Annotated in this window: 15 protein-coding genes and 1 pseudogene; 7 read left to right on the plus strand and 9 right to left on the minus strand. The window is 69.0% G+C overall.

Annotated elements, in window-relative coordinates:
* Window position 1 precedes the first annotated feature (1 nt).
* The 3 genes from ACO073_RS23045 to ACO073_RS23055 all read right to left on the minus strand — a co-directional run bounded on the left by ACO073_RS23045 (window position 2) and on the right by ACO073_RS23055 (window position 3,659).
* Window positions 2-1,195: a hypothetical protein gene (locus ACO073_RS23045; RefSeq protein ID WP_422000640.1), complete on the minus strand. Its 1,194-nt coding sequence runs from the start codon at window positions 1,193-1,195 to the stop codon at window positions 2-4.
* A 71-nt stretch (window positions 1,196-1,266) separates the two neighbouring features.
* On the minus strand, window positions 1,267-2,421 hold the full coding sequence (locus tag ACO073_RS23050) for a benzoate/H(+) symporter BenE family transporter (RefSeq protein WP_422000642.1): 1,155 nt from the start codon (window positions 2,419-2,421) through the stop codon (window positions 1,267-1,269).
* The gene (locus ACO073_RS23055) at window positions 2,418-3,659 is read right to left on the minus strand and encodes a Zn-dependent hydrolase (protein WP_422000644.1); all 1,242 of its coding nucleotides are present in this window, start codon (window positions 3,657-3,659) and stop codon (window positions 2,418-2,420) included. Before ACO073_RS23055 ends, ACO073_RS23050 begins: the two co-directional genes overlap by 4 nt.
* A 59-nt stretch (window positions 3,660-3,718) precedes the next feature.
* Here ACO073_RS23055 and ACO073_RS23060 point away from each other — a divergent pair, with 59 nt between their 5' ends.
* The gene (locus ACO073_RS23060; RefSeq protein WP_422000646.1) at window positions 3,719-4,006 is read left to right on the plus strand and encodes a type II toxin-antitoxin system Phd/YefM family antitoxin; all 288 of its coding nucleotides are present in this window, start codon (window positions 3,719-3,721) and stop codon (window positions 4,004-4,006) included.
* Window positions 4,003-4,332 (plus strand): type II toxin-antitoxin system RelE/ParE family toxin, encoded by a 330-nt coding sequence (locus tag ACO073_RS23065; protein ID WP_422000648.1) that lies wholly within the window; start codon window positions 4,003-4,005, stop codon window positions 4,330-4,332. Before ACO073_RS23060 ends, ACO073_RS23065 begins: the two co-directional genes overlap by 4 nt.
* Window positions 4,333-4,344: 12 nt before the next feature.
* Here the strand turns inward: ACO073_RS23065 and ACO073_RS23070 are convergent, their stop codons facing one another.
* The 4 genes from ACO073_RS23070 to ACO073_RS23085 form a co-directional block, all read right to left on the minus strand.
* Window positions 4,345-5,325, minus strand: coding sequence for a ribose-phosphate diphosphokinase (locus tag ACO073_RS23070; protein ID WP_422000650.1), 981 nt, complete (start codon window positions 5,323-5,325; stop codon window positions 4,345-4,347).
* Window positions 5,326-5,449: 124 nt separating this feature from the next.
* Window positions 5,450-7,900 (minus strand): TonB-dependent siderophore receptor, encoded by a 2,451-nt coding sequence (locus tag ACO073_RS23075; RefSeq protein WP_422000652.1) that lies wholly within the window; start codon window positions 7,898-7,900, stop codon window positions 5,450-5,452.
* Between the two features lie 96 nt (window positions 7,901-7,996).
* Window positions 7,997-9,004 (minus strand): FecR family protein, encoded by a 1,008-nt coding sequence (locus ACO073_RS23080; RefSeq protein ID WP_422000653.1) that lies wholly within the window; start codon window positions 9,002-9,004, stop codon window positions 7,997-7,999.
* A gap of 110 nt (window positions 9,005-9,114) precedes the next feature.
* Complete coding sequence (locus ACO073_RS23085) at window positions 9,115-9,621, minus strand: RNA polymerase sigma factor (RefSeq protein WP_422000655.1); 507 nt, start codon at window positions 9,619-9,621, stop codon at window positions 9,115-9,117.
* A gap of 120 nt (window positions 9,622-9,741) precedes the next feature.
* On the opposite strand from ACO073_RS23085, the gene ACO073_RS23090 reads away from it, so the two are divergent.
* The 4 genes from ACO073_RS23090 (at window position 9,742) to ACO073_RS23105 (ending at window position 13,824) form a co-directional block, all read left to right on the plus strand.
* Window positions 9,742-10,914, plus strand: coding sequence for a CaiB/BaiF CoA transferase family protein (locus ACO073_RS23090; protein WP_422000656.1), 1,173 nt, complete (start codon window positions 9,742-9,744; stop codon window positions 10,912-10,914).
* A gap of 281 nt (window positions 10,915-11,195) precedes the next feature.
* Window positions 11,196-12,230: a histone deacetylase family protein gene (locus tag ACO073_RS23095; protein WP_422000658.1), complete on the plus strand. Its 1,035-nt coding sequence runs from the start codon at window positions 11,196-11,198 to the stop codon at window positions 12,228-12,230.
* A gap of 22 nt (window positions 12,231-12,252) precedes the next feature.
* Window positions 12,253-12,885 (plus strand): DUF7002 family protein, encoded by a 633-nt coding sequence (locus tag ACO073_RS23100; protein ID WP_422000659.1) that lies wholly within the window; start codon window positions 12,253-12,255, stop codon window positions 12,883-12,885.
* A gap of 102 nt (window positions 12,886-12,987) precedes the next feature.
* Window positions 12,988-13,824, plus strand: coding sequence for a universal stress protein (locus ACO073_RS23105; protein ID WP_422000661.1), 837 nt, complete (start codon window positions 12,988-12,990; stop codon window positions 13,822-13,824).
* A gap of 30 nt (window positions 13,825-13,854) precedes the next feature.
* Here the strand turns inward: ACO073_RS23105 and ACO073_RS23110 are convergent, their stop codons facing one another.
* Both ACO073_RS23110 and ACO073_RS23115 read right to left on the minus strand, forming a co-directional pair.
* Entirely contained in the window at window positions 13,855-14,898 is a 1,044-nt protein-coding gene (locus ACO073_RS23110) for an amidohydrolase family protein (RefSeq protein WP_422000663.1), read from the minus strand.
* A 198-nt stretch (window positions 14,899-15,096) separates the two neighbouring features.
* Entirely contained in the window at window positions 15,097-16,143 is a 1,047-nt protein-coding gene (locus ACO073_RS23115; protein WP_422000664.1) for a hypothetical protein, read from the minus strand.
* Between the two features lie 484 nt (window positions 16,144-16,627).
* Here ACO073_RS23115 and ACO073_RS23120 point away from each other — a divergent pair.
* Window positions 16,628-17,561 (plus strand): annotated as a pseudogene (locus ACO073_RS23120) (IS1595 family transposase).

A 17,561-nucleotide genomic window follows, 5' to 3' on the forward strand; every position in this document is an offset into this window, starting at 1 on the left:
CTCAGGACCCGCTGGCGCACCACTGGCTCGGACTGGTGCCTGAGGGCTTCCAGAGATTCTTCACCGCGGCATAGACCGGCTTGGAGGTATTGAGGCACTGCACGGGGTAGGTCTGCCCGCCACCGGCCGGCGCGGAGCTGGGAATCGTGAAGTTCACCGACGGGCTGCTGCCGTTGTTGTCGCTGAGCAGGCTGAACGTGTAGTTGTTGGAGCCGATCGGGTTCTGATAATCCGGCGTGTATTCGAAGACACAACTGCCGAGCAGGAAGCTGTTCTGGCCGCCGGGAACAGCATTGGCGAGCTGGTTGGCGGTGAAGGTCGCCTGCTGCTGGGGCGACGTCACGCATGTGGTCGGCCAGCCGGTGCAGCAGTTCTGCTGTCCAATGCCGATCTCGGAGAACCACAGCGGCGTGCCGGGGAAGGCGCTGGCGAACTGCGGCAGCCAGCTTTGCAGCGTCACCCCGCTCGCCGCGGGCGGAATCGACCCGGGGTTCTGCGGGTTGGTGGCGGCGATGTAGCGGTCGGCAAAGAACGTCGAAGGCAGGGCCGGGATCGTCACGGTGTTGCAGCCGATGGTCGCCTGGAAGGCCGTCGTCTTCCCGAAGGCCGCCTGCAGCACCTGCGTCGGCGCTATGCCCGGGTTGACCGCCGGTGCGAAGGAGGTCGGCGAGGAGATCGGCAGCAGCGTACTGACCGACTTGACCGTTTCGTAGTAGAGGATCACCTGCGCGACCTGGGCGATCTGCGCCGGCGTCGGCGAGTTTGCCTGGTTGTATTCGTTGGCGATCGTCCACATCGCGACCGGCGTTCGAGCCAGGCTGTGGGTATAGATCTCGTCCATAACCTGGCAAATGCTGCTCACCGTGCCGGGCCCGTCGATATTCTCGCAGAAGTAGTTGCTGAACGGCACGGCCACGAACAGGCCGAGGCCGGCGCATTGCTGCAGGAACGGCACATGGTCGCGCTGCGGGTTCCAGTTGTAGAGGTGCAGAAAATTGATGCCGAGGTCGGCCATGTTGGCGAGGTCGCCGCGGCCGCCATTGGCCTGCGACCAGAATCCGGGAAAGTCGGCGTTGCAGAAGTCGGTATCGAAGTACTTCTGGCCCTGCCCCTGGTTGCCGACATAGTCGGTCGGCGCCGGTTGGTAGCACAGGCCCTGCAGGGGATTGGGAATGCCGGACACGTCGACAGCCATCGGTCTTCTCCATCGTGGAAGCGACACTACTGTCGATTGTACCAAGGACCTTTACAACACCTTTGCACGCATCACCGCCGCAGCGCGCGCTCGACCGCCATCACCAGCAGGCCGAACGCCAGGCCCCAGAAGGCCGAGCCGACGCCCATCAGGGTGACGCCCGAGGCGGTGACGGCGAGCGTGCCGGCGGCGGCGAAGCGTTCCTTCTCGGCGCCGAGCGCCGCGCCCATCGCGCCGGCCATCGAGCCCAGCAGCGCCGTGCCGGCGACGGTGGCCAGCAGCGCCGGCGGCAGGGCGGCGAACAGGCCGACCAGCGAGGCGCCGAACAGGGCGATCAGGCCCCACCACAGCGCGTAGAAGACGCCGGCCTTCCAGCGCTCGGCCGGATCGGGATGGGCCTCGGGGCCGGTGCAGAGCGCCGCCGAGATCGCCGCCAGGTTCGAGGTATGGGCGCCGAGGAACGCGGTCGCAAGCGAGGCGGCGCCGGTCACGGCCAGCGCCGGCCGCGTCGGCGGCTGATAGCCCGAGGCGCGCAGCACGGCGAAGCCCGGCAGGTTCTGCGACGCCATCGTGACGAGGTAGAGCGGCACGCCGAGTCCGACCAGCGTGGCGAGATCCCAGGCCGGCGCCGCCAGCTCGAGATGCGACAGGCCGAGCGGCGGGATCGGCTTCACCAGGCCGAGCGCCCAGGCGAGCGCCGCGCCGGCCGCCAGCACGACCAGCGAGGCGAGCGTCGGCATCGCCACGCGCGCCACCAGGAACAGGCCGATCAGCGGCAGCACCAGCAGCGGCGCGCCCGGCACCTGCTCGACCATGGCGATCACCAGGCGCAGCAGGATGCCGGCCAGCATGGCGGCGGCGATGCTGGTCGGGATGCGCTCGATCAGCCGGCCGAGCGGCCGCACCGCGGCGGTCAACAGGATCAGGACGGCCGCCAGCACGAAGGCGCCGACGGCGGCGCGGAACGACGGCACGCCAGAGGTCGCGGCGATCAGCGCCGCGCCCGGCGTCGACCAGGCGGTGATCATCGGCATGCGGTAGCGGACGCTCAGCCACAGCGCCGACACGGCGGTGGCGAGGCCGAGCCCCGACACCCAGGAGCTCGCCTGCTCGGGCGTCGCGCCGACCGCCGCGGCGGCGGCCAGCACCACCGGCAGGGTGCCGCCCACGCCCGCCACCGTCGCCACCAGCGCCGCGGTGGCGAGGGAAACCAGTCCGGACCTCAAGAGTTCGCCCGCTCCACCATCGCCTGCAGCAGGATCTGCGCGCCGGCGCCGACATCGCCCTTGTCGGCGTCCTCGACCTCGTTGTGGCTGATCCCGTCCTTGCAGGGCACGAAGATCATCGCCGTCGGCGCCACGCGGCTCACGTAGCAGGCGTCGTGGCCAGCGCCGCTCACGATGTCCATGTGGGCATAGCCCGCCTGCTCGGCGCCGCGGCGCACCGACTCGACCAGCTCCTTCGCGAAGGGCGACGGCGGGAAGTACCAGATCTGCTCGATCTTCACGTCCAGCCGGTGGCGCTTCGCGATGTCGGCCGCCGCCGCCCGCATCTCGGCATCCATCCGGGTGAGCTCGCCGTCGTCGGGATGGCGGAAGTCGACGGTCATGAAGACGCGGCCCGGGATCGTGTTGCGCGACTGCGGCTGGCTCTCGATCACGCCGATGGTCGAGCGGCCGTCCGGCCGGCTGCCGATGCGGCGGCATTCGACGATCAGCTCGGCCGCCCCGACCAGCGCGTCGCGCCGTCCCTCCATGGGCGTGGTGCCGGCATGGCTCTCCATGCCGGTCCACGAGATCTCGTACCAGCGCTGGCCCTGCGCCCCGGTGACGACGCCGATCGTCTTCTTCTCGCGCTCCAGGATCGGGCCCTGCTCGATATGCGCCTCGAAGAAGGCGCCGACCGGGCGGCCGCCGACCGGCTCGGGCCCGTCGTAGCCGATCTGCTTCAGTGCCTCGCCGAAGCTCACCCCCTCGCGGTCCTTGATGGACAGCGCGTGTTCCAGGGTGAAGGCGCCGCCGAACACGCCCGAGGCGACCATGGCCGGCGCGAAGCGGCAGCCTTCCTCGTTGGTCCACACCGCGACCTCGATCGGCGCCTCGGTGACGTAGCCCGAATCGTTCAGCACCCGCAGCACCTCGAGCCCGGCCATGACGCCGTAGGCGCCGTCGAACTTGCCGCCGGTCGGCTGGGTGTCGAGATGCGAGCCGGTCATCACCGGCGGCCGGGCCGGATCGCGGCCCTCGCGGCGGGCGAAGACGTTGCCCAGCCGGTCGACCTTGATGGTGGCGCCCGCTTCCCTGGCCCAGCGCACGAACAGGTCGCGGCCCTGGCGGTCGAGGTCGGTCAGCGCGATGCGGCACACGCCGCCCTTCTCGGTGCCGCCGATCGCGCCGAGCTCCATCAGGCTCGACCACAGCCGGTCGGGATCGACTTTGAGGTTGGGGCGGTCGGGAGTCTTCATCGAAGCTACCTTGTGATCGAACCGTTAAAGGACTAAATATGATCGTTGAGGAGCTTAGCATGTCTCGTGCCTCGCGCATCAAGCCGATCAGCTACTTCAAGGCCAATGCCGCCGAGATCATCGAGGAGCTCGGCGAGGTCGGCGAGCCGATGATCATCACCCAGAACGGCGAAGCCAAGGCCGTCGTCCAGGATATCATCTCCTACGAGAAGACGCAGGAGACGCTGGCCCTGCTCAAGATACTCGCGCTTGCCAACCGCGACATCGAGGACGGCCGCTACAGGCCTGCGAAGGATGTCTTCGCAGATCTGCGCCAGCGGCTGAACGCACGCAAGACGAGGAAATGAAGCGCTATCCGGTCGTGGTGAGCGCCGAAGCCGAGCGCGACCTCGACGACATCGCCTCCTACATCGCCGAGCACGACTCGGTCGATCGTGCTCTTTTCGTCGTCACCCGCATCGAACGGACCTTCACGGATCTGGCAGCGTTTCCCAATCGCGGCCCTCATCCGAAAGAACTGCTCGAGTACGGCAATCGCGACTTTCGCGAGATCTACTTCAAGCCCTATCGCATCATCTACCGGGTGCTGGCCGACAAGGTCGTCGTCGTCCTGATTGCAGACGGCCGCCGCGACATGCGCACATTGATGAGCAGACGCCTCCTGGAGGCCTGAGCCAGGCGGACTTCAGGCGCGCAACGGCCTCACATTGTCCTCGGCCGTCGGCTCCGGATGGAACAGGGTGCTGACGGACTCGCCGGTATTGATGCGCCGCATCGCCTCGGCCAGCGCCGGCGCGATCGACAGGACCGTGAGCTTCGGCACCCGCTTCTCGGCCGGGATCGGCAGCGTGTCGGTGCAGACGATCTCGAGCACGTCCGGCTCCGCCGCCAGGCGCCTTGTGGCCGCGCCGGCGAAGATGCCGTGCGTGCAGGCGATGCGGATGGAGCGGGCCTTGTGCTCGCGCAGGTGCCGCAGCAGCTCGACGATCGAGCCGCCGCTCACGATCTCGTCGTCGAGCACGATGACGTCGCGGCCGGCGACGTCGCCGATCAGCATCGAGATCCGGACCTCGGTGTCGCTCATCCGCTCCTTGGCGCCCGCCGCCACGGGAACGCCGAGCTTGCGGGCGAAGGCGGCGGCACTCTTGGCATTGCCCAGGTCGGGCGACACCACGACCCCGTTGGCGAGGTCGTAGCGCTGGAAATACTGCGCCAGCTCGTCCAGCGCATGGAGATGGTCGACGGGGACGCTGAAGAACCCGTGAACCTGCGGCGAATGGAGCGTCATCGTGAGCACGCGGTCGGCGCCCGCCGTCGCCAGCAGGTCGGCCACCAGGCGGCCGCCGATCGAGATGCGCGGCGCGTCCTTCTTGTCGGACCGCGCATAGGCGTAGTGCGGGATCACGGCGGTGATGCGCGAGGCCGAGGCGCCGCGGGCGGCATCGAGCATCAGCAGCAGCTCGACCAGGTGCTCCTGCACGGGCGCGCCGAGCGGCTGGACGAGGAAGACGTCCTGCTCGCGGCAGTTCGCCTGGAGCTGCACTTCCATGCAGTCGTTGGAGAACCGCTTCAGCCGGGTCGGCAGCAGGGGAACGCGAAGCCTGGCGCAGATCTCCTCGGCCAATGCGGGATGGGCACTGCCGCTGAAGATGGCGATCGGGGCCAAGACCTGTCCTCCTCGCAAGGGGCCGGACTGTTTCGCGCGCCGCTTATCGCAGACCGTCGGCGGTCGATCAACGCCCGTGATGCCCTGCGACGGTCAGTCGGGCCTGCTCCCGCGCCCGCCCTGCTCAGAAGTCGACTGCCGCCGAGAGCAGGAAGGTCCGCGGCAGGCCCTGGGCCACCGCGCCGTAGCTCGCCACGCCGAACCAGTAGCTGTCGTCGAACACGTTCTGCACGGCCCCGCGGAAGGTGACGGGCTTGTTGCCCAGCACCGTGCGGTAGCGCACGTCGAGGCCGAGCGTCGTCCAGGTCGGGATGCTCTGGGTGTTGGCCGCATCGACATACTGGCTCGAGGTGGTGATCACCCCGGCGCCCAGGGTCAGGCCCTTGAGGAACGGCGTGTCCCATTCGACGTTCAGCGTGCCCTTGAACACCGGCGCGCCGATCGCGACGTTGCCGTTGGTCGCGACGTTGCCGGTCGAGCTGAGCCGCGCGTCGAGCAGGGCCACGCCGCCCAGCACGCGCACCGAGGGAACGATCTCGCCAAACGCCTTGATCTCCAGCCCGCGGTTGGTCTGCTGGCCGCTGGCGGTGAACACGGTGTTCACGAGCTGGGCGAACGGCTTCTGGATCTGGAACAGGCTGAGCGTGGCGGCGAAGCGGCCGAAGTCGATCTTGCCGCCGACCTCGAACTGCTGGGCGACGTAGGGCGCCAGCGCCTCGCCGGCGTTGCTGGCGGCGGCCGGCGCGATGTCGCCCTTGCTCAGCCCCTGGATGTAGTTGGCGTAGAGCGCGACGTTGCTCCACGGCTTGACCAGCAGCCCGACCATCGGCGTCACGACGCTCTGGCTGTAGGCCGAGGTCACCGCGCCCGTCACGGTCGAGAAATTGTCGGAGGCGACCTGCTGCCAGCGCAGCCCGGCGGTGAGCTGGACGCGCTCGTTGAAGGCCGAGAGCGTGTCGGCCAGCGCGACGCCGCTGAGCGTGCTCTGCGAGATCTTGGGCACCTGCGTCGGCGCGGCGACGTTCAGCGCCGGCTGGGCGACCGGCGCGTAGAGGTTCGACAGCACCGCCGAGGTCGCGTTGACGGAGCCGCGGTACAGCCAGTCCTGGTAGCGGCTGGCCTGCAGCGCCATGGCATGGTGCACCGGGCCGGTGTCGAAGGTGCCGCGCAACCCGCCGTCGTAGGTCAGGCGGTCGACGTTGAACTTGAAGTTGCCCGGCGTGCTCGACGTGTTGCCGGCGGCGTTCAGGATCGTCGGCGTGCCGAACAGGCGATCGACCTGGGTCAGGCCGCCGCCGACGTCGGCGAAGGCCGTGAGATTGTCCAGGATGTCGTACTCGGCGCGCACCAGGCCCGACTGGTCGGTGATCCGCGCCCATTCCCAGGCCTGGGTGACGTTGCTGCGGCCGTTGGGCGCCGTCGGCATGGCGACTCCGGCGGCGAGCAGGAACGGCCGCGACGGCGCGCTGAAATTCTCGTACTGGCTGACCGCGTCGACCGAGACGCGGAAGCGGTCGCCGCGGAAATCGAAGGCCAGCGCGCCGACCAGCGCCTGGCGCGCCTGGTGGTCGATCTGGGTGTTGCCGGCATAGGCCCCGGCGTTGAAGCGCAGCCCGTACTCGCGGTTGTCGCCGAAGCGGCGGCTGAAGTCGAGCCGGCCGCCGAGCTGCGACAGGCCGGTATATTCGGCGGCGACACGCGTCAGGTCGGTGGCGCCGGCGCGCTTGGGCACGATGTTGATCGAGCCGCCGACGCTGCTGTTGGGCGCCATGCCGAACAGCATGGCGGTCGGCCCGGCGATCACGTCGATGCGCTCGACATAGTCGGTGAACACCCGGTAGTTGGGCGCGACGCCGAACACGCCGTCGAAGGCCATCTCGCCGAAATTGCCCTCGGCGATGGGGAAGCCGCGCATGTAGAAGGCGTCGAGGATGCCGTTCATCGGGCTGGTGACGCGCACCGAGGGATCGGTGTTCACGACGTCGGCCACCGTCGCGGCCTGCTGGTTCTCGATCTTCTGCGCCGTGTAGGTCGTCATGTCGAACGGCGTGTCCATGAAGTCGCGGTTGCCCAGCAGCCCGACCTGGCCGCCGCGCGCCACCTGCCCGCCGGCGAACGGCGGCGGCAGGTTGTCGATCATCGCCTGCGGCGGCACGACGCTCGCCTGGACCTGCACCGGATCGATCTGCAGGACTCCGGCGCCCGTCGCCGGCGCGCTCTCGAGCGACACCGAGCTCGGCCCGGTGAAGCGGAAGCCGATGCCCGTGCCCGACAGGAGCTGCGTCAGCGCCTGCTGCGGCGTGAAGCTGCCGTCGAGAGCGGTGCTGCGCAGCCCCTGGACACGGCGCACGTCGTAGAAGATCTGCACCCCGGCGCGGCTGGCGAAGGCGAGCAGCGCGGCGTTCAGGTCCTGCGCCGGGATGTCGTAGCGCAGCGCCGCCTGCGCCTGCTGTTGCGCTTCCTGCGCCAGCGCCGGCCGCGCCCCGCCTGTCAGGCTACCCGGCAGGCCGCCCGACACGAGCGCGCCCGTTGCCGTGGCGAGCACGATCCCGCGCAGCGTCCGTCGACCAGCCATCACCAACTCTCCCCACGTCCGGCGGACGGCTGCGTCCGCTCCCTTCCAGTGAGACGGACGGGCGCGCGGAGTCGGTAACGGCGCGCGCGATTTTTCTCAGTAGAGCAGCGTGACCAGCGGCGCCGACACGGTATGCGCGCCGAGCTCGCGCGCGATGGCGGCCAGCACCGCGTCGGGATCCGTCATGTCGAAGACGCCGGAGACGCGGCGCTGCGCCAGCGCGGCGCTGCCGAGCACGATTCGGCCGCGCCGGTAGAGGTTGACCGTCTCGACGACCTCCGCGAGCGGCGCGCGGTCGAAGACGAGCCGGTCGCGCCGCCACGCCAGCGCGCGGTCGAGGTCGGCGGCCCTCACCGGCCCCAGCCCCGCCGCGCTGTAGCGCACCGACTGGCCGGGCGACAGAACGACCTCGGCGAGCGGCGCGTCCGCCGCCGCATCGGCCGGCCGCGCGGCGACCGCCACCTCGTGCTCGACGACGGTCACCTCGGCGGCGCCGGACAGGCGCTGGACCTCGAACTCGGTGCCGAGCGCGCGCGCCCGGCCCGTGCCGGCCTGCACGACGAACGGACGCTCCTCGGCGCCCCGGCGCGGCGCGGCGATGAAATAGGCGAGCCCCTGCAGCAGCTCGATGCGCCGCTCGCGCGCGTCGAAACGCAGGGCGATGGCGCTGTGCGGGCCGAGCTCGACGCGGCTGCCGTCGGCCAGGGCGACGGTGCGGCGCTCGCCCGGCGCGGTGCGGTAGTCGGCCGCCACCAGGGGCACGAGGTCGCCCTGCCAGGCGATCGCGCCGGCCACCAGCACGAGCAGGCTCGCCGCCAGGGCCATCGCCGGCCGCCACCAGCGCGCCGCCGCCTTCGCCGGCCCCTTCGCCAGGAGGGGCCGCGGCGTCGCGGCGAGCGCGTCGCCCGGCGAGCGCGCCACCGCCTCCATCAGGCGCCACGCCGCCTGGGCCTCGGCGAAGGCCGCCCTGTGCCGCGGATCCTCGGCCAGCCAGCGTGCCAGCCGGCGCTGGGCGTCGGCGTCGATTGGCCCCTCGCCCAGACGCGCCGCCCACAGCGCCGCGCTGTCCTCGATCTCGTCCTGTCGGTCGCCCGGCCCGTTCACGCGTCCTGCCCGCCTTCAGCCTCAGCCCTCGCCCGTCGCCGCCCGGCGCGACCCCGTCAAGACACTAAGACGTCCGGCGCGGCGGAATCGGTAAGCGAATCTTCGGGTGACTAACGCGACAGCAGCCGCGCCATCACGTGGCGCACCGCCTGGGCGAGATGCTTCTGCACCGAGCTGCTCGAGATCTGCAGGCGATCGGCCACGACGGCATAGGTCAGCCCGTCGATACGCGTCATCACGAACACCTGCCGCGTGCGCTCCGGCAGCTCGAGCAGCGCCGCCCGCGTGGCGGCCATGTCGCTGCGGTCGCCGGCGACGCGCTCGGGCGACGGCTGGTCGTCGGCGATCCCGGCCATGTCCTCGTCGGACATCGGGTCGACCCGCCCGCGCCGCTCGCGCCGGATATGGTCGACGGCGAGATTGTGCGCCGTGCGGTAGAGGTAGGAGCGCGGATGGGCGATCGCCGCCAGCACGGCATCGCCCTGCTCGGCGAAGCGCAGGAACACTTCCTGGGTCAGCTCGGCCGCCGTCTCCCGGTTGCGCAGCTTGTGCGTGAGATAGACCTGCAGCTCCTGCCGGTGCGCGAGGAACAGGGTGCGGATGTCCTGGGCGGCCACGCCCGAGAATTATCGCAACTGCGACGCGTTTGCAATTCCGAGGATCAGCCCGGACGGCTGGCCGGCCCGGTCGGGCGCCGCTAAGGGTCGAGGCCCCGTCCCTCGTCCGAGTACCGATCCATGCTGCCTCTTGCCGACACGCTCGTCCTCGACCTCACGCAGGTCATCGCCGGTCCGACCGCCGGCCAGATGCTGGGCGACATGGGCGCCGACGTGATCAAGGTCGAGCCGCTCAACGGCGAGCACTTCCGGCCGCACTTCGGCGGCGCCTGGGTGCCGTCGATGAACCGCAACAAGCGCGGCCTGGCGCTCGACCTGCGCACCGCGGGCGGCCGCGACGTGCTGATGCGCCTGGTCACCCGCGCCGACGTCTTCATGGAGGCCTTCACGCCGGGCGTCATCGACAAGCTCGGCTTCGGCTGGGAAACCGTGTCGGCGGCCAACCCGCGGCTGGTCTATGCCTCGGTCTCGGGCTACGGCCAGACCGGCCCCTATGCCGCCCGCGCCGGCTACGATCCCTGCATCCAGGCCGAGATCGGCCTGATGGACGCGACCGGTCCCGACGGCGGCGAGATGTGCCGCGTCGGCACCGCCGCCATCGACTATGCGACCGGCTCGTTCTGCGCCGCCGGCATCGCCTTCGCCCTGCTGGCGCGCCACAGGACCGGCCGCGGCCAGCGGCTCGACCTGTCGCTGTTCGACGTCGGCATGCACATGATGAGCCACTGGATCACCAACCAGGGACTGACCGGCGAGGACCCGGTGCGCATGGGCACGTCGAACTCGCTGATCTGCCCGCTGCGCGTCTTCCCGACGAAGACGCAGCCGATCTTCATCGCCGGCACCAACGACACCTTCTGGCGCCTCCTGTGCACGACCCTCGGCCGCACCGACTGGCTCGAGGACAAGCGCTTCGGGACCAACGCCGATCGCGTCGCCCACCGCGCCATCCTCGAGCCGATGATCGAGGAATACTTCCTCCAGCACACCTGCGACGAGCTGCTCGACCGGCTGATCCCGGCCGGCATGGCCTGCTCGGCCGCCTACAAGGTGAGCGAGGCGATGGCCAACCCGCAGGCCCGCGCCCGCGGCAGCGTGCTGGAGATCGACTATCCCGGCCTCGGCCCGGTCAAGTCGGCCGCCAACCCGATCCGCCTCTCCGACGCGCCCGTGGAGACGCGCCGCAAGTCGCCGATGGTCGGCGAGCACACGGTCGAGATCCTGCGCGAGGCCGGCTACGGCGACGCCGAGATCGCCGCCCTGAAGGATGCGAAGGCCATCGCCACGGCGTGACCGCCTGGCGGGCGCCCCCCTCACCTCGCCTCTCCCCCGGAGGGGGAGAGGAACATGAGTCGTGTCCGGATCTGTCGTCCTGAGCGCAGCGAAGGACCTCATCGCCGCTTGCCATCGGCATGAGATCCTTCGCTGCGCTCAGGATGACAAGCTGCTGGGCGCGCGCCACTGGAGGGGCGCGCCCCCAGCCATGAGCCTCCGTCATCCTCGAGCTCCTCTCCCCCGCGAGCGCGCCATCGCCGCCACTGGAGCGCCGCCCGCGCAGCGACTATAGCCATGGCATGAAGATCATCTATTCCGACAAGCACGCCGGCCACGATCCGCAGACCTTCTTCGTGCGCGGCGTGAAGCAGCGCAGCACCGAGCAGCCGGAACGCGCCGACCGGCTGCTGGCGGCGGCGACGGCGGCGGGTCACGCGGTCGAGGCGCCCGCGGCGCACGGCATGGCGCCGGCCGCCACGGTGCACACGCCCGAGTATCTCGACTTCCTGCAGACCGTGGCGCGCGACTGGGCCAAGCTGCCCGGCGCCTCGGCCGAGGTCGTGCCCAACGTCCATCCCGCGCGCTACCCGGCGACCTATCCCAGGGCGCTGGCCGGGCGCGCCGGCTGGCACCAGGTCGACCTCGCCTGCCCGATCGGCCCGCACACCTGGGAGGCCGCACTCGCCGCCAGCGAATCGGCGGCGACCGCTTCCGACCTCGTGCTGGGCGGCGCGCGCGAGGTCTATGCGCTCTGCCGGCCGCCCGGCCACCACGCCTATGCCGACATGGCCGGCGGCTTCTGCTTCCTGAACAACACCGCGATCGCCGCCCAGCGCCTGCGCCAGAGCCACGCGCGCGTGGCCGTGCTCGACGTCGACGTCCATCACGGCAACGGCACGCAGGGCATCTTCTACGAGCGTGACGACGTGCTCACCGTGTCGATCCACGCCGATCCCGACAACTACTACCCCTACTTCTGGGGCCATGCGCACGAGACCGGCGTCGGCCGCGGCACCGACTGCAACCTCAACCTGCCGCTGCCGCTGGGCTCGCCCGACGCGCCGTGGCTGGCGGCCGGCGACAGGGCGCTGGAACGCATCCGCGCCTTCGCGCCCGGCGCGCTGGTCGTGGCGCTCGGCCTCGACGCCAGCGAGAGCGACCCGCTGCAGGGATTGAAGGTGACCGGCGCCGGCTTCCACGCGATGGCGGCCAGGATCGCTTCCCTCGGCCTGCCCACCGTGCTGGTCCAGGAAGGCGGCTATCTCAGCGACGATCTCGGCCGCAACCTGGCGCAGTTCCTGGCCGGTTTCGAGAGCGGACGCCCGACCGCGTGACCGGCGGGCCCCGGCGCGGCGGATGACGCCCGAGGCGCTGGCCCGCCGCCATCCGCGGCTCTACCACCTGACCGCCCCCGCGGCCTGGGAGTCGATCGCCCGGCTGGGGCTGCTGCCGGCCGCCGCCCTGATCGAGCGCTTCGAGCCCGATCCCGCGCGGCGCGAGCGGCTGCTGGCCACGCGCCGCCCCGCCGAGCTCGTCCTGGAGCATCCGGTGCACGGCCGCGCCGCCCTCACCGACAACACGCCGCTCAGCGAGCGCGCGCTGGCGGCCTGCCTCGACGACGGACTCTCCCCGCGGGACTGGCTGCGGCTCCTCAACCGGCGCGTCTTCTTCTGGTCCGACGAAAGAGGCCTGCAGCGCCTGCTCGGCGCCCGCCTGAACCGCGGACGGCAGCGGCTGGTGCTGGTCCTCGACACGCTGAGCCTGGTCATGGCCCATGCCGACTGCGTCGAGATCAGCCCGATCAACAGCGGCGCCACGATCCGCCGCCCGGCGCGCCGCGGCCTCGCGACCTTCGCGCCGCTGATGGCGACCGACTACCAGGCCTGGCGCCGCCGGCGCGGCCGGCTCGACCGCATCGTCGAGATCGTGGTCCAGGGCAGCGTGCCGGACATCGAGCGCCATGTCGTGGAGCGGCGGATCGTCCCCTGACCCGATCGACTTGGCCCGCCGGCTCGCGCGGTTGACACAGGTCAATCGCACGACGGGGCCCTGCCTCTATCCTGGGTCACCGGCCCGCGACGGAGAGAGGTCATGACCCTGAAGCGCATCCTCGTCCATGTGAACGTCTCGAAGCACTGCGCCCCGCGCCTCGCCGTCGCCGCGCGCCTCGCGCAGTCGTTCGAGGCGCGGCTCGCCGGAATTTTCACCAGCGCCGCCGGGGACGTGCCCTATTTCATGATGCAGGAGGTCGCGAGCCGGACGGAGCCCACGATGCGCGGCTGGTGGCAGCAGACCCGCGACCGGCTGCGCGCCGACTTCGAGGCCTGCACGGCAGCGACCGGCGTCGCCGCCGACTGGATCGAGCTCGGCCACGACGTCGAGGCCGGCCTTGCCCGCCTCGCCCGCACCGCCGATCTCACCGTGGTCGGCCAGGTCGATGCCGACGAGCTGCTGCCGCGGCCCGAATACGCCATCCCCGAACGCATCGCGCTCGACGCCGGCGGGCCCGCGCTGCTGGTGCCCACCCAGGGCACCATCGCCTCGGTGGGCCAGCGCGTGCTGGTCGCCTGGGACGGCAGCGCGCCCGCGGCGCGCGCGCTCAAGGACGCGATGCCCTTCCTCGCGCGGGCCGGGCACGTCACCATCCTCACCATCGAGGCCGGCAAGCCGGGCGCCGCCGACGGCGAGACGACGGGCGCCGCCGCCATCGACTTCCTGTCGCGCCACGGCGTCGGCGCCAGCCTGCGCATCGCGCCGGGCGAGGATGCGGCGGTGGGCGACGTCATCCTGGCCGAGGCCGGCACCGCCGCGGCCGATCTCGTGGTCATGGGCGCCTACGGCCATCCGCGCGCCCGCGAGTTCATCCTGGGCGGCGCCACGCGCACCATGCTGAAGCGCATGACCGTGCCGGTGCTGATGGCGCACTGACGGCGCGCCCGCCCCCGCGTTAAGACTCCGTCAGAGGCCGAGCCGGTAGACGCGGTTGGCGGTGTCGTGGAACAGGTCGGCCTTCTCGGCCGCGCTCATGCCCGCGGCCAGCCGCTTGCAGGCGTTCCAGTAGACGCCGTAGCCGTACGAGCCCTTGTCGACCGGGAAGTTGCTCTCGAACATCGCGCGCTTCGTCCCGAACGCCTCGAGGCAGGTCTCGACATGGGGCCGCCATGCCGCCGCCAGCCGCTCCGAGCCGGGCGCCGTCGCGCCCTCGTGGAAGTCGAAGCCGAACATCTTCATGCCCATGCCGCCCAGCTTGACGTGGACGTTGGGGCAGCCGCCCAGCGCGCGGATCTGCGCCCGCCAGTCGGCGAACACGGCCTCGCGCTGGCCCTTGAACCGGCCGAGCCCGATCGGGCCGCCGACATGGTCGAGCACGATCGTCGTCCCCGGGAAGGCGCGCGCGAGATCGACCACGTCGCCGAGCTGGGTGTGGTAGGCCCAGGCGTCGAAGCTGAGGCCGAGCGGCGCCAGCCGGGCGAAGCCCTCGCGCACGCGGGCGTCGCGCAGCAGGTCGACCGGCCGCACGGCGGTGGCGCCCCATTGCGCCTGGTCGGGATCGAAGGAGCTGATGTAGCGGATGCCGCGGAAGCGGCCGCCGCCATGCGCCACCATCGCCTCGAGCACCGGCGCCACGGCATCGCCCAGCGCCAGGTCGGCATGGCCGACGATCCCGGCGCACACGCGCGGCCGGCCGTAGCCGCCGCTCGCGCTCATCGCCGCGACGCCGTTGGCGAACTCGACCTCGCCCACCGGCCGCATCGCCTCCGGCCCGTCGGCGCGGTACATCGACAGCCATTCGAGATAGACGGTCGCCACGACGTTGTGGCCGCCCTCGCTTATGTCCGCCAGCAGGTCGGGCAGCAGGTAGGTGCCGCTCTCGGGCCGGTCGATCAGGTGATGATGCGGGTCGACGATCGGCAGCGCCGGCTCGAGCGCCGGCTCCGCCCCCTTGGCCAGCCAGTCCGGGCGCACCGCCAGATGCGCGCTGATCGCGGTCGATGAACTCACATTTCCACCCTTAGGTTGTCGTTGATTGGGGAAAGTGTAGCCCTCTTCGAGCAGCTAAGCCCCCTAACAATCGCTTCATTGGCGGTGCGCGTTCGCAAAGAACCACTTCGTCTCTGCCTGCTTGCTCACTACCCATCCTTCGGCGGCTCAGCCGCTTGAGCCACAAGAGTTTGGCCACCTCCATCCGAAGGTCGGACGCTAGCCGTCAAAGCTGAAGCGATAGAAGCTGAATTCTTGGCCTTCGCGCCAAGCGATGCTCAACGGAAGTTGCCAGTGTTCTCCAAGTAGATCGACAAACCGTTTGTCATCCGTAGACGGCTCCTCGTCGAGCACAATCATCCATCGGCGCGAAGGACGTCTAAGGGGGTAGTGATTGTATTCGAGGAGTTGCCCAAGTGCTTCTCGAATAGCTTTAGTAGTACCGACTCCATAGCAGATCTTTATTTCCGCAAGGACGGTATCGTCTCCCATGTTGAAACGAACATCTACTCGATCTCGCTCTTGCTGTGCATGCAGGTTGTGGCGGTGGTGTAGCCACTTGCAGAATGCATTGGAGAGACGCTTGTGTCTTGGAATAATGACGCGACGAAGAGCCGGTGCTTCCCGGTAGTACGCGTCCTCGGCGAGCGGTGTCCAATTCGCCGATGAGAAGCATTCAGGATTAGGTGATTGAAAGATACCGGGGTAAGCCTCCTTTAGGTATGTAAATCGCCGGAATCGAGCTCCCACAGATTGCTGGCCGGCGATTTGCTCAAGTGGAATGAGTTGGCTTAGCGTTTCGACATCCTGAACGGGACACGAGACGGCCAGATATCTCTTGGCAATGGAATCCTTGATCTCACTTAGTGGAGTCTGACCTCTTACCCGATCGACGATTTGCTCAAGCTCCAAAGCACGACGCTCAAGAATCCCTGCTGCACTGAAATGGTCCAGTAGCGGTGCATAGGTGGCCTCCGGAATTAGCCTTGCAGCGTGATAAATTCCTGCAACTAGCCGTTCCTTGGAGGTTGGGTGAATTGTGAAAAAAACGATGCGAAACTGGCCATTGGCTGCGGCAGTTCGATGTGCCGCAGGCGTTGAGTACGTGTACCCAAAAATCTCGCCTCTGAAGGCGTCTTCTCGTTGAAAATTCCACTCCTCATGACCAAAGCCGGTCTCAGATGGAAAGCCACCCTCATCTGTCGCCCCGCTCGGCATGCGCCAGCCACGCGTGTTCCACACTATCCGTTGCAAGATCGTTTCCATCGAGAGCCCCCTGAGCGGGAAGTCTACTTATGCGGGTCTGACAGGGGAAGATCGAGTGTCACTGGCTGCCAGAACCTGCCGAGGCTCTTTCGAATCGGCGAACGTCGGCGCGCAAGGCGACCGACTCCATGATCCTTTGTCACGCCCATCAAACTGCCAACAAAGATTCCGCGCATGCCCGGCACGAAAATCCCCGATTCGTCGAGCGATTGAGGCGGCGACGCGAGGTTCGGTGTCGCCGACAGTGCCACGGTAGTTGGTCAACCTGGCCTTGCTAGGCATGCTGCACGCCGTCTTCGTCCGCAGTGGGCTCGGCGCACGTCCGCCCCCTAGGGCGTGGGCCAGTCTCACAGTGCGTAGATCCCACCCACCCTTTAGGAGCACGGCGGCATCGTCGCCAACCTGAGGCGCCCTAAGAAAGGGAGACTATATACTTGACAACGGAAGTCGCAAGGCCCAAATAGAGCCGTAGAGGGGATTTCCTATGGCTCAAGCTGACCTACTCAAAGCGGCCTTCACCGACGAAAACAAGGCGCGCGAAGCCCTAGAGGCAGTGCGCTGGCCGCGCGGTCCGGTTTGCCCGCACTGCGGGAACCTCGATCAGGAAAAGATCGCCAAGGGTCAGGGAACGGCCAGCCGTCCGGGCCTGTACTACTGCGCGGCCTGCAATGGCCAGTTTACCGTGACGGTCGGCACCGTCATGGAGCGCAGCAAGATACCGCTGACCAAGTGGCTTCTCGCGATGCATCTGATGGGCGCGAGCAAGAAGGGCATGAGCGCTCTTCAACTGCAGCGCATGTTGGGCGTGACCTACAAGACGGCGTGGTTCCTCTGCCATCGCATCCGCGAAGCTATGGCCACACCGTCGAGCGGCCCGTTGGGCGGACATGGCAAGATCGTCAGCCGACGAAACGTATATCGGCGGCAAAGAGCGCAACAAGCACGCCTCGAAGAAACTGAAGGCTGGCCGTGGCAACGTCGGCAAGATGCCGGTTGTCTCTCTGGTGGAGCGTGACGGAAAGGCGCGCAGCTTCCATGTGGCCAACGTGACGGGCGAAACACTGCGCCCGATCCTGACCAAGCACGTCAACGCAAAGACGCGGCTGGCGACAGACGAGAGCAGCGTGTACCTGCACACAGGCAAGGAGGTCGCGGCTCACGCCAAGGTCAATCACACTGCAGGCGAGTACGTGAAGGACAATGGCGTCGATCACACGAAGACCATCGAGTCGTCCTTCGCTCTCATGAAGCGCGCCGTGTTCGGTACGCATCATTCGATCAGCGAGGCCCATCTACCGCGCTATCTCGCGGAGTGGGACTTCAAGTGGAATACCCGCAAGATCAACGACGGGGAACGTGCGGCGCTAATCGCCAAAGGTATCGAAGGCAAGCGCCTAACGTACCGGCCTCTTGACTGA

Origin of the sequence: Reyranella sp. (genome assembly GCF_965229815.1) — a bacterium.
Taxonomy (GTDB): domain Bacteria; phylum Pseudomonadota; class Alphaproteobacteria; order Reyranellales; family Reyranellaceae; genus Reyranella.